The sequence below is a fragment of the Vreelandella boliviensis LC1 genome (assembly GCF_000236035.1).
Lineage (GTDB): Bacteria > Pseudomonadota > Gammaproteobacteria > Pseudomonadales > Halomonadaceae > Vreelandella > Vreelandella boliviensis.
In genome coordinates this window covers 411,380-423,274 of record NZ_JH393258.1, presented here as the reverse complement: position 1 = coordinate 423,274, position 11,895 = coordinate 411,380, and the positions used below count along the sequence as shown (strand labels likewise).

At 53.8% G+C, this 11,895-nt stretch carries 8 protein-coding genes; 5 read left to right on the top strand and 3 right to left on the bottom strand.

Annotated features, from left to right (window positions below):
- The first annotated feature begins 12 nt into the window (after positions 1 to 12).
- Positions 13 to 3,426, top strand: coding sequence for an immunoglobulin-like domain-containing protein (locus KUC_RS11120; protein WP_007113299.1), 3,414 nt, complete (start codon positions 13 to 15; stop codon positions 3,424 to 3,426).
- Positions 3,427 to 3,513: 87 nt separating this feature from the next.
- Positions 3,514 to 3,834, top strand: a complete 321-nt coding sequence (locus tag KUC_RS11115; RefSeq protein WP_007113298.1) for a hypothetical protein — start codon at positions 3,514 to 3,516, stop codon at positions 3,832 to 3,834.
- Between the two features lie 37 nt (positions 3,835 to 3,871).
- On the opposite strand, the gene KUC_RS11110 is transcribed toward KUC_RS11115, so the two are convergent.
- The 3 genes from KUC_RS11110 to KUC_RS11100 form a co-directional block, all read right to left on the bottom strand.
- A complete protein-coding gene (locus KUC_RS11110; protein ID WP_007113297.1) occupies positions 3,872 to 5,773 on the bottom strand; it encodes a bifunctional diguanylate cyclase/phosphodiesterase in 1,902 nt (633 codons plus the stop codon).
- Positions 5,774 to 5,787: 14 nt separating this feature from the next.
- Positions 5,788 to 6,492 carry a transglutaminase-like cysteine peptidase gene (locus KUC_RS11105; RefSeq protein ID WP_040480697.1) on the bottom strand — a complete coding sequence of 235 codons (705 nt, stop codon included), beginning with the start codon at positions 6,490 to 6,492 and terminating at the stop codon, positions 5,788 to 5,790.
- A 94-nt stretch (positions 6,493 to 6,586) separates the two neighbouring features.
- Positions 6,587 to 7,285, bottom strand: a complete 699-nt coding sequence (locus tag KUC_RS11100; protein ID WP_040480695.1) for an arylesterase — start codon at positions 7,283 to 7,285, stop codon at positions 6,587 to 6,589.
- Between the two features lie 61 nt (positions 7,286 to 7,346).
- Between KUC_RS11100 and KUC_RS11095 the strand changes: the two genes are divergently transcribed.
- From KUC_RS11095 to KUC_RS11085, 3 genes are all read left to right on the top strand, one after another.
- On the top strand, positions 7,347 to 8,147 hold the full coding sequence (locus KUC_RS11095) for an ABC transporter ATP-binding protein (protein ID WP_141243494.1): 801 nt from the start codon (positions 7,347 to 7,349) through the stop codon (positions 8,145 to 8,147).
- Positions 8,144 to 10,735, top strand: a complete 2,592-nt coding sequence (locus KUC_RS11090; protein ID WP_007113293.1) for an ABC transporter permease — start codon at positions 8,144 to 8,146, stop codon at positions 10,733 to 10,735. The genes KUC_RS11095 and KUC_RS11090 overlap by 4 nt, the downstream gene beginning before the upstream one ends.
- Before the next feature lie 250 nt (positions 10,736 to 10,985).
- A complete protein-coding gene (locus KUC_RS11085) occupies positions 10,986 to 11,891 on the top strand; it encodes an alpha/beta fold hydrolase (protein ID WP_040480694.1) in 906 nt (301 codons plus the stop codon).
- Positions 11,892 to 11,895 lie beyond the last annotated feature (4 nt).

The following is an 11,895-nucleotide window of genomic DNA, read 5'->3' as shown; positions in this document are numbered from 1 at the left end:
GGTGAGACCCGCGTGGCCGTCACCGACGAACCCGGCACCCCCGGCAATCCCGGTGAGCCCAACGACGGTGACGCGATCACCGTCAGCATCGAGGCGACCTCGGCGCAGTTCACCGAAGCCGAAGAACAGACCTTCACGGTCAGCCTAAGCGAAGCCGTGGATCGCGACGTCACCGTCACGCTCGACGGCGGCAACACCGTCACCATCGTGGCCGGTGCAACCGACACCACCTACACCCGTGCGCCGCAAGGCGACGACGTGTTCAACGACGGCGAGACCGTCACGGTTGCCCTGGAAGGTGCTGCGGCCTCTGACGGCAGCGCGTTCGAGAACCTCACCCTGGGCGACGCTGCGACGACTGAGATCGTCGACACCATCGACACTACAACGCTCACATTGAATGACGTCACCGTAAAAGAGGGAGCAGGCACCGCTTCTATTTCCGCCACGCTCAGCAATGCGGCGGGCCAAGACTTCACCGTTACATTGAGTAATGGGGCCACCATCACATTCGCTGAAGGCGCTACCAAAGGAACCTCGACACCGTTCGATATCCAGGATGACGATGTCTACATTGACCCGGAAAGCTACGAGATCAGTGTCACCGACCAAGGCGATCACAACTTCGAAGACCTTGATAGCAGTGATACTGCTATGGTCGATGTCAGCGATACCATCGACACCACAGACGTCAGCATCAGTGCGATTGTGACGAAAACGTCCGTCATTAATGTCGGAAACGTTGATAATACCGATAGCTTTACCGTAACGGCCTCCAACCCTAATAGTAGTGAAGGGACTATTTCTAAAGTGACGGGAACCGACCATGATGGATTTGGTGTGGTCGGGAGCACTTCCGGCGGGGGAGCGAACAGCGAGCTTGGTTACGACAATGCAGGCAGTGAAAGTATCGTTGTCAACTTCAATAACGAGGTGAAAAACTTCGACGTTCAGTTCGCTTGGCGGAATAACAATGAACGAGCGAAAGTAGAGTTCTTTGATAAAGATGGAAACTCTGTCGGCTCTGCGATTGTTTCGGGTGGCGGTACGTCAACCGAAGCCTTGGTTACCTACTATGATGCCAATGGAGACGAAACCAGGACAGAGCGAGCGCCGGGCGGCTCTGACCGTGTCGATAATGCTTACACCTTTGAACCGGGAAGCGGCGACACATTCACAAGCGCCGAGTTTACGGCGGTCGGTTATGGCGACGACTACCTGATCCACTCCATTGCCTATAAAGAGGTAATGAATGGTGAGGCGACCAGTATTGGTGGTGCCTCTGAGGTCACATTTGAAATTGCGACATCCAACCGGCCGGATGAAAGCCAGTTTGACTTTATTGATACCTTCCCAACTGCCACGGTAAATATCGGTGGTCAGGAATATACGGTTAATCTAGATCGTAATGGCAAGGGTAGTGTCGCTGTTGAAACAGATGGCGAAAGCGACCTCACCGCAGAGGTTATTGAGGTAAATGGTAACTTCGAAGATGTAAACGTTCCCACTAGCCTGACGCTATACAAAGGTAACCTTGAAACTGGCAATAACGGTGATAACAGCATTGAAGCTGGTCAAGGTAACGATATTGTCCTGGGTGATTTGGGCGGTGCCGAGACCAATATCCAGCCGGGGCAAAGCTACAATATTGCCTTAGTTGTGGATACTTCAGGCTCAATGGCATTTGACCTAAATGGCAAAGAGAACAACGTATCGTACAACGACTCCCGCATGAAGCTGACTATCGATGCCCTTAAAAATCTGTCGAACCAGTTAGCAGAGCATGATGGGATGGTAAACGTAACGCTGATAGGCTTTGCCGAGAATGCAACCGGGTGGTCTTTCAATAATCTGACATCGGCAAATGTAAAAGACTTGATTGATGAGATCGAAGATTTAACCGCAAGTGGTGGAACCAACTACGAAGCGGCATTCGAAAAAGCGTCTGATTGGTTCGGCGGGCAGCCCACCTCAGATAGCAATGACAATTCGTTTGAAAACTTGACCTACTTCCTGACCGATGGTGACCCAACGTTCAGCAACAATGGGGATAATGGTAAAGGTTGGGAAACTGAACCTCGAGATATGAGCGATGCTATCAAGGCCTTTGCGCCATTGAGCGAGCAGAGCTCGGTGCATGCCATTGGCATAGGGGATAAGGTTACGGTAAGCAACCTCAAGTATTTTGATAACACGGGTGAACAGAGTTTTGTTAAAGCACCTTTTGGTATCGAATCTGAAGTACTGGCTGATTTCAACAATGGAAGTGGCTGGGGTAACGCAAACAGCTGGGACAAGCCCTCATCAGGTGGTAGCTTAGGCCGTGGTGGATGGGAGGGTAACCGTATGGTTGTTACCGATACATCAGCAAATAACGGTGCTTATGTGGTAACTACACCGACGTTTGAGATTGGTGCTGGAAAGTATGCTGATGTTTCGTTCGACTATGCCACCACCACTTGGAGTAGTGACCAGGTTACTTGGCAGCTGAAAAAGCTAGAGAGTGGGAGCTGGGTAAATGTTGATGGCCAGGGAGGTACGCTAAATGATGGTTCCTATAGTACTTGGTACACAGCTACAAGCAGTAGGTTAGGGGAAGGCAGTTATCGCATTGAGTATAGTGTTGATGATAGTTCAGGTAGTTATTACGATGCTACTCTCTATATTGACAACGTTAAGCTAACGCCTTACGTGCCCCAAGGTGAAGTCGAAATTGTCAACAGTGCCGGTGAGTTAGCGGCTGCTCTTGACGGTGGTTCCAGCACTACCGAATTGGCCGAGTTAGGTGATGACGTTATCAAAGGGGGCGACGGTAACGATATCATCTTTGGTGATGCCATCTATACCGACGACCTTGATTGGACGGGGCGTGATTGGACTGACTTGCCTGCAGGTTCTGGTTTCAAAGCATTAAAAGCATTTCTGGAGGATAGAGACGGTCAAGAGCCTACGACCGAACAGTTACGCGAATACATTGCCGACAACTACGAGGATCTAATTGATCCAGACCCAGCGGAGGGAGGTGATGATACGCTGATTGGCGGTGCGGGTGACGATATACTGATTGGCGGTCTTGGTGCTGATATCTTTAAATGGGAATTTGGGGATGAAGGCACCGACACCAACGCGGCCAATGATGTTGTCAAGGATTTCCAGGCAGGCACATTCAGCACCGGCGATAACGCAGATAGGCTCGACCTCTCCGATCTTCTGCAGGGTGCCGATAGCGGTAATATCAACGAATACATTACAGCCGAGGAAGATGATGGCAATGTCGTCTTAAATATCAGCTCTCGAGGTAGTGCGGGCGGAGTCGATCAGAAAATAGCGCTTGAAGATACATCCTTTAATGACTTCGGAGCTAATAGTGGAGAGGATCTGATCGCGAAACTGATCGCGGAGGGGCAACTGAAAATCGACCAATAATCTATCGTTGTTCTATTGATTAGCTTGTCGGCCGCCCTGAAAGGGGCGGCTTTCTTGATTGCGAACAATTTTCTTTAGGGGGTTACCATGCTCTACATAAAACGCAATACATCCGGCGAAATCGTGATGCTCAGCAAAGAGCAAACGACTGAGTGCAGCGAAACGATAGCCCCCGATTCACCCGAGGTGCTGGCTTTTCTAGCCGACCAGCCAGGTTCAACATCCCATTTTATTGCGTCTGATTTGGCGTTTGTAAGGGTCGTTGAAGATATTCTTGAGGTGTTACTCGACAAGGGAATCATCACTTTCACTGACCTGCCAGAAGCTGCACAGGCTAAAGTGATGAAGCGTAAGTCCTTGCGGGCTAAAAATGATGTGGGCTTGCTAAGCGACGACGACACTATCTAGGTTGTATATCTAAGTCGCTGTCGTTCGAACTTATGCGTTAGAGACGTACGCCTGGTCCGGTGGCGCCATCGACACCGACACGGAAAAGGCAAGCGATTTCCTCATCGTCTGCAACACCTTCCCCAATCACCTGAATGCCCAATGAATGGCAGAGCGTGGCCATGCCCCGCACGATGGTTTGTTGCTCATTTGAAGCATGCAGTTGGTGAATAAGGCTGCTATCCATTTTTAAGTAAGCAAGCCCCACATCGTGCAAATCGGCAAGTTTAGTGAACTCCGCCCCTACATGCTCTATGCCAAACGCACATCCAAGTGGGCGTAAGGCAGTACAAAGGCCCCGTAAGCTGCCAATCGCGTGGGTGCTAAGCGTGGCGGGCACTTCAAAGCAGAGCTGATCGGCCAGGAGTGGGTGTGCTACCAGCAGAGTCCGCAGTTCGTTTACAAACTGAGTATTAGTGATAGATGCCGCGGAGAGGTTAATGCCTACCGGTTTAAGATCAGTTTGGAGGTTAGCAAGCGCTTTTTTGACAACGGCTAAATCGAGCGCTGGTTCCATCTCAAAGCGGGTAATCCAGGGAATAAAGACACCGGCGGTTTGCCATTCGCCGCCGAGCAGTAAACGGGCAGGGCACTCGTAATGGATGATGTCTCCGTGGGCATCGACTACCGGGAAGTATGCCAATTCTGGGCCAACTAGGATCGCGGTTTCCAGTGCGTTGCGCCATTCGGCATGGCTGCTATAGAGTGAGATACGCTTGCGCTGACGCACGACTACCTGTTCAAAGGATGTCAGGCTTTCGGCTTGCGCCAAGGCGTCATCCAGGGTGGCTAACAGTGTGCCCCGCTCATCATGCGGTGCATAAGGCACAATTGCCGTGGGTAGATAAACTTCGACATCGGGCTGCGTGGCGGCTACCTCGGCCAATGCTGCCATCACCTGGATTCTAAGCTCCTCAACATCATCCATAAGCGGCAGCATAAAGATAAAATCACTACCGTTAAGGCGGCCTACCATCGGTTCTGCCGATTCATTGTCCAATTGCCCCAACTGGGTAACGAGTGTACTTAATAGCTGGTCGGTGGCGGCGTAGCCAAGCTGCTCGTTGAGGTTCTCTAAGGCCTGAACGCGAACCATGACCAGCATACCTGTTGAGCGAGCGTCCTCACTGTTCAGTTGAGAGGCGAGTTTGCCCATAAACACATCGCGATTAAGCGCACCGGTGACGCGGTCATGCTGTAAATGGCGGCGCAACTCGTCGAGCTTATGGCTTTCGTGACTGAGCATCTTATGCACGTTGGCAGACAACACGTTCATTGCTTGCGTCACTTGGCGTAATTCCAGCGTGCGTGGCTCTTTAATGGTGGTAAACCGCCGCGCGCTGATATCTTGCGCTTGGGTAACAACGCGGGAGAGCGGGTGCTTAATACCTCGAACGATCACGGTGGCAATGGCTAAGCTGATCACCCCAGCAAGTAAAAACCAGGCGGCGAGTTCGAGCATGCTGCGCCATAAAGAGGTATAAGCAAAGCTGTGCTGGCTCTCAAGCTCCAACGTGCCGTACTGCCGCCAGCCGTCTTGAATCGTCGCTATGCCGCTGGGCACCTCAAACTCAACAAGCTGACGAAACCAAGCAGGCACATCGCCGCTATATTCTTCGGCTGCGCGCTCAATAAGCACGCTGTTGTCTGTGTCACGCAGGGTGATTCGGCGGTAGTAGCCGGTGTCAAATTGAGCTGCGATTAATAGTTCTAGAGTAACAAGGTCTTTATCGAGTTGGCTCATGGAAAGCGCCAGTGCAGTGGCATTGTCTTCATTCTTAATTCGCACTTCCTGCTCTATATAATCGCGGCTAGTGGTAATGCTAATGGCGAGGCTACCAATGAACGACAGCAGCAGCAGGGCAATAATGGCAATCCAAAGTTGTTTGATAAGTGACATCGTGCCAATTCCTCTTAAATGAAACCCTGGGTTTGCATGCGTTCAATGACGCTGCGCCAGCGTGATAGCCGAGCCAATGGGTCTGCGCGAGATTCAGATGAACCGCCAGCCCAAAGGCCATCACTATTGAAACTAAACAGTGGGTCGAGATCAGTACGCTGAGAGGCAGGGGTGATGGACGGTACAATATTGTCTAGCACCAGCGGTTGTGCATCGGGCGTTGAGTAATAGCCCAACACCATATGGGCTTGGGTAATTTGACTACGCCCAATGCGCGCACGGACATAAATCATACGTAGATACTGGCTAGTAACACCCAATTGTTTAAGCGTAATGTACTTGGCTATTGAGTAGTCTTCGCAATCTCCCTGGCCTTTACCCATCGCTTCGAGAGGAGTGGCCCAGAAGTCTTCCTCTCCCCACACCTGAATATCATCCACCCATCGGATGTGGCGATTAAAGAAGTCATTAACTCCGCGCAGTTTGGTTTGAATATCTTGATTTTGCAGCTGTTGAAGCAGGGCAAACCACTCCTCTAATATCGCTAAACCGGCCTGCCCATACTGTTGTTGCATGCTTTGGCGTAAGCGTTGTGGGTCAAACGCTGCCGTAGGCGTTGAATGAATGCCTAGGCCTGCGCCCAACCATAGCGCGCCGACAGTTGCTAAGAACCGTCGACGCGAAAATACAGGAGGGCTGTGATGCGAGGATGCAGGCATGAGTCGCCGTTAATAACCGCCAAATTGAGGTTAAGATTACAAGCTGGGGGGGTGAAGTGCTACACCTCTCACTCAAAAGGATGATGCTAGTTGCTTACTGAACCGCTGCCTGATGCGTTGTTTCTAATAGATTCTCAAGCAGCGGCTCAAGCTCGGGCCACACATTCTCCAGAATAATTGGCTGCGCATCGGCGGTAGGGTGAATGCCATCGCTCTGCATTAGAGCGTCGTTAAGGGCGATATCCTCAAGTAAAAAAGGCACTAACGATACATCGTACTCCTCTGCCAGCGAGTAAAAGACACCGGTAAAAGCCTCCCGGTACGCTTGACCATAGTTGGGCGGGATATCAATTCCCAGCAGCAGTACCTGAGCGCCTGCGTCTTGGCTTTGCCCAATCATGTTGGCTAAGTTCGCCTGCATTTGACTGGGTGATAAGCCACGCAGGCCATCGTTGCCGCCCAGTTCAATGAGAACAATATCCGGTTGCCGCTGTCTGAGAAGTTCAGTGAACCTTTGTAGACCCCCGGACGTCGTTTCACCGCTAATACTGGCGTTAATGACGTGTGCATCGCCTTCCAAGCGTTCTGCCAGCAGGCTCACCCAGCCCTCATCGCGCTCTATGCCGTAAGCGGCGCTTAAGCTATCACCCATCACCAGCAGCGTGGGGTCTGTGTCTGCGTTGACAGGCTCTGCGTTGATAGACGATGAGGCAAAGGTGACTATCAGCAGCACCAGCCATCCGGTTACCATGCGGTTCAGTCCACGCCATGCCATAGGGATGCCACGCTTCATGTCTTACTCCTCAAGTTCAAGCTCCTCAGATAAAACTGCCAATGCTGCTAGGGATATATCAATGTCGAGCGAGTCACCTCAAGGTGAGCGCCAGCCTGCTAACGACAACCAAGCGGTAAACAATGTTCCCCAAGGAGCTGTTAGGCAACCCGTGCTGCACGCTGACAAACTGTCTAAAAAAGTTACCAGCGGAGAACGTTCGCTCACTATCTTACACGACCTGTCGCTCAGTGTAGCGGCGGGTGAGAGCGTTGCCATTTTAGGTAAAAGTGGCGCGGGCAAGTCAACGCTGTTGGGCCTGTTGGCTGGTCTTGATACGCCGAGCGACGGCGAACTGACCCTGTTTGGGCACGCACTGAGTCGTTTGGATGAGGATGGGCGTGCAGCGTTGCGTGCCGGGCGAGTGGGCTTTGTGTTCCAGAACTTTCAACTGCTGCCCACCTTGAGCGCCCTTGAGAACGTCATGCTGCCCCTTGAGCTGTCGCCGCGTGCCGGGGAGACGCAAACCGCTGCTCAGTGGTTAGAGCGTGTAGGGCTTGGCCAGCGGGTGGATCACTTACCCAAACAGCTTTCCGGTGGCGAGCAGCAGCGTGTTGCCGTGGCGCGTGCTTTCGTTACCGACCCCGAACTAGTATTTGCTGATGAGCCAACCGGCAACCTAGATCCCGATACGGGTGCGCAAATCATTGACCTGCTCTTCACCTTAAACCGTGAGGCAGGCACCACGCTTATTCTGGTTACCCACGACCACGCCTTGGCGCGGCGCTGTGATCGCTGCTTGCGATTAGATCATGGCAAGTTAGAAGCCGTACTTGAAAACATCGTGCCAACCGCCGCTTCGATTGATGAGGGCGCGCAATGAGTGATGTGAATTGGCGTTTGGCGATGCGCAGCCTCAAGCGAGACCTGCGCGCTGCTGATGTGCGTGCGCTATTTATTGCCCTGGTATTGGCCGTCGCGGCCTCTACCATGATCGCGTTTTTTCTAGATCGTTTAGAGCGCGGTCTGGAGCGCCAGGCAGGGCAGATGTTGGGCGGTGATCTAGTGCTAGAGCAGCGCGATCCGTTTTCAGCAGAGTTGCGCGAACGTCTGGAAAGCGCAGGCTTTGTGCTTAGCGACCAAGTGGACTTGGTATCGATGATTAGCCGCGGTGGCCGCTTTCAGCCCGCTAGCTTAAAAGCCGTGGATGAGGTCTACCCACACTATGGCGTCTCCTACGTGGATTTTGGCGATGGCACTGAGCAAATAGCCTCCGGTCCGCCACCTGGGGAGGCATGGGCAGATCCCCGCCTGATGGAGCTGGTCGAGATAGCCTTGGGTGACCGAGTACAAGTGGGGCAAACCGAACTGGCAGTGACGGGGATAATCGAGCGCGAAGCAGATCAGTCCGGTGGTTTTGGTAATTTTAACCCGCGCTTGATGATCAATACGGCGGATGTCGAAGCGACCGGCCTGGTTCAAGAAGGCTCTCGGATTGAGTTTGAAATTCTAGCCGCAGGTCCGCCGGAAGCGCTTGATCAAGTTCAGGGGTTGCTTGCTGAGCTGCGCCGCGATGGGGTTGAGGTGCGCGATGTTCGCGTTGACCGTCCCCAGCTCGGCAATGCATTGCAGCGTGCGGAAAGCTACCTGGGGTTAGCCGGTTTAGCGGCGGTTTTGCTAGCGGGCGTGGCCGTGGCAATGTCTACCCGGCGTTATGTGGAGCGCCATCTGGATACCGCTGCGCTACTGCGCTGCTTTGGTGCCAGCCAGCGTCAATTAGTGACAATTTTTACCCTTCAGTTACTTGGCTTAGCACTGGTCGCGGCAGTGATTGGGGCGCTACTTGGGCTTCTAGGCCAAGCGGTACTGATCTGGCTATTGGTGAGTTTCCTACCCATGACACTTCCTCCTCCGGGGCTGATGCCACTGGGGCTAGGGGTATTCACCGCGCTTGCCGTGCTCGTTGGTTTTGCCGGGCCAACTCTGCTGCGTATCAAGCAAGTTAGCGCCCTAAAAGTACTGCGTCGTGAGCTTGATCCACTGCCGCCATCGGCTTGGCTGGTCGTCGGGGTGGCGAGTATCGTGTTTGGCGGGCTACTTTGGCTCTACTCGGGTAGCCTGCCGCTGGCGATTGGGCTATTGATCGGCGGTGCGCTGTTACTTGGCGTGCTGTGGATGATTAGCGCCTTGTTGCTTAGCGGCCTATTACGCGCTGTGCAGCGGTTCTCCGGGCGTAGTGAGTGGTCACAGGCGCTGCGCTTAGGCGGTCGTCAATTGGCCCGGCGTCGTCAAGCGGGCCTAGGGCAACTGCTGGCTTTCTCGGTGACCTTCTTTGCCATGGCGATGATTGTCTTGGTGCGCGGCGACTTGTTAAGTACCTGGCAGGATCAACTACCTGAAAATACGCCCAACTATTTTGCCATCAATATCCAGCCTTCCGAGCGTGACCCCTTTGAAGCGGCGGTCTCGCCGCGGGTGGAAACCCAAAGCACCCTCTACCCCATGGTGCGTGGCCGGGTGATTGTGATTAATGATCAGCCGCCCAGAGACGCCGTGCCGCCGGATGCTCGTGGCGACAACTCACTGCGCCGCGAACTCAACCTAACTTGGCAATCAGAAGTGCCGGAAGGCAACCAAGTGGTGGCTGGCGAGTGGTTCACACCAATGCAGCTGGGCAGTAACGTTGACAATGAGCAGAGCGATGAAAGCCAAGGCTGGATGAGCGCTGTCGATGCAACGCAGCAGGCTACTCCGGTGCCTATTTCCATGGAGGATGGGCTCGCCGAAAGGCTTGGGTTGAGCATTGGTGATGAGATGACTTTCTCGGTGGGTAGCGACGAAATCGCTACCCAAATTACCAGCCTACGCAGCCTGAATTGGGATAGCTTCCAACCTAATTTCTTCGTCATCTTCCCGCCGGGTGTGCTGGAGCAGTTTGGCCATAGCTACATTACCGCTTTTCATTTGCCAGAAGCGGAGCAGGGACTGATTCGTGAGCTTATCACCGACTTCCCCGGTGTCTCGTTGCTTAACGTGGACGCGATTTTAGGTCAGGTGCGGGATGTCCTTGCCCAGGTCACCCGTGCGGTGGAGCTGGTGCTCGCATTGGTGCTGCTGGCAGGGATTAGCGTGTTGTATGCCGCGCTGACCGCAAGCCGTCCGGTGCGTGCCCATGAAAGCGGCCTGCTGCGCGTATTTGGCGCAGGTAGCCGGATGATTTCACTGGTGCAGGGGGCTGAATACGCGTTGTTGGGCTTTGCCAGTGGTTTGATGGGCGCGGTGCTTGCAGAGCTGACAACGGCTGTGCTGTATATTTACCTGCTGGATCTCACTCCGCGTTTGCACCTGGGGCTATGGGTTTTCCTCCCCGTTGGCGGGGCGCTGTTGATCGGTGTCATTGGCCATGCACTTTCGCGTGGATTGCGTCGCCAAACGCCAGCAGCCAGCCTAGGGCTACTCGGCGAAGCGTAGTGAGTAATAGCTTATTTTACTAGCCAGAAACCGACGACAGTGGCGCTGATGACAGCAACAAAAAAGACCAGATTACGGGCGCGGGTATCGCGACGTGGTTTCATAACAGCACCAAATGAGCGAGAGGGGAAAAGCAGCAGAAGCATTCTGCTCCGCATGGTACCGTTTGTAGGTCGTGTCGTCATCTTGACTACCTAATGACACTGCCGTTTGTTTAGGAGTGTTAGCTGTTTATTCAGGACTGTTACTTATGCCTCAATCTAATTCCACAGCGGCGCACTCTGTTGCGCCGCAGCCGCTTTCACTTGCACAAGGCCGCCTAGCGGCACTGAGCTGGGGGCGTTCTGACGCCCCAACCTGGTTGGCCTTACACGGCTGGCTGGATAATGCGGCCAGCTTTACCCGGTTAGCCCCACTTTTGGTAGAGGCGTTGGACATTCGTATTGTGGCGCTGGATTTTCGCGGCCATGGTCATTCGGCACACGCTCCACAGGGCGGTGACTATGCCCTATGGGATTATTGCCACGATGTTCTGGATGCCATGGAAGATCTCGGCCTTAACCAAGCTAGTTTGATTGCCCATTCCATGGGTGCGGCAGTGGCCTGCTTGCTCGCCGCTTCGCTACCAGAGCGTGTCGAGCGGCTAACGCTGATTGATGGGCTTGGGGCGCTCAATACGCCCATTGATGAGACCGCCAGACAGCTGCGTAAAGGGCTAACCGCCTACCGACGGCCACTGTCGGGAGCGCCGCGTTACCCCGATATCGAAAGCGCCATCGCCGCGCGGGTTGCTGGTGGGGTCACACCGGTGGATAGCATAACGGCAACACCGCTAGTGGAGCGAAATACCCAACCTACCGCCGATGGTCATTTGCAAATGCGCACCGACAGTCGACTGCTGAAGCCGTCCCTTGTGCGCTTTACTCCGCAGCAAGTGCTATCGCTACTGGCGGAAATTAACGCTCCGCTGCTATTGATAGAAGGTGAGCAGGGGATTTTGGGCGAGCGTAAATGGGCCCAAGAGGCGCGGCAAGCGGTAAAAGGGTTAACTCGCCAGGTGCTCAAGGGTGGCCACCACTTACACTTGGAGCCCAGGGAAGTGGTGCAAGTCGCCTCGGTTATCGGCGGTCACTGGGGTATCACCGGTACCGTCTAGGGAA

Bases quoted from the DNA above. Each gene is read 5' to 3' on its own strand.
- KUC_RS11115 (WP_007113298.1), top strand. From the start codon at position 3,514: ATGCTCTACATAAAACGCAATACATCCGGCGAAATCGTGATGCTCAGC.
- KUC_RS11085 (WP_040480694.1), top strand. From the start codon at position 10,986: ATGCCTCAATCTAATTCCACAGCGGCGCACTCTGTTGCGCCGCAGCCG.
- KUC_RS11105 (WP_040480697.1), bottom strand. From the start codon at position 6,492: ATGCCTGCATCCTCGCATCACAGCCCTCCTGTATTTTCGCGTCGACGG.
- KUC_RS11110 (WP_007113297.1), bottom strand. From the start codon at position 5,773: ATGTCACTTATCAAACAACTTTGGATTGCCATTATTGCCCTGCTGCTG.
- KUC_RS11100 (WP_040480695.1), bottom strand. From the start codon at position 7,285: ATGAAGCGTGGCATCCCTATGGCATGGCGTGGACTGAACCGCATGGTA.
- KUC_RS11090 (WP_007113293.1), top strand. From the start codon at position 8,144: ATGAGTGATGTGAATTGGCGTTTGGCGATGCGCAGCCTCAAGCGAGAC.
- KUC_RS11095 (WP_141243494.1), top strand. From the start codon at position 7,347: ATGTCGAGCGAGTCACCTCAAGGTGAGCGCCAGCCTGCTAACGACAAC.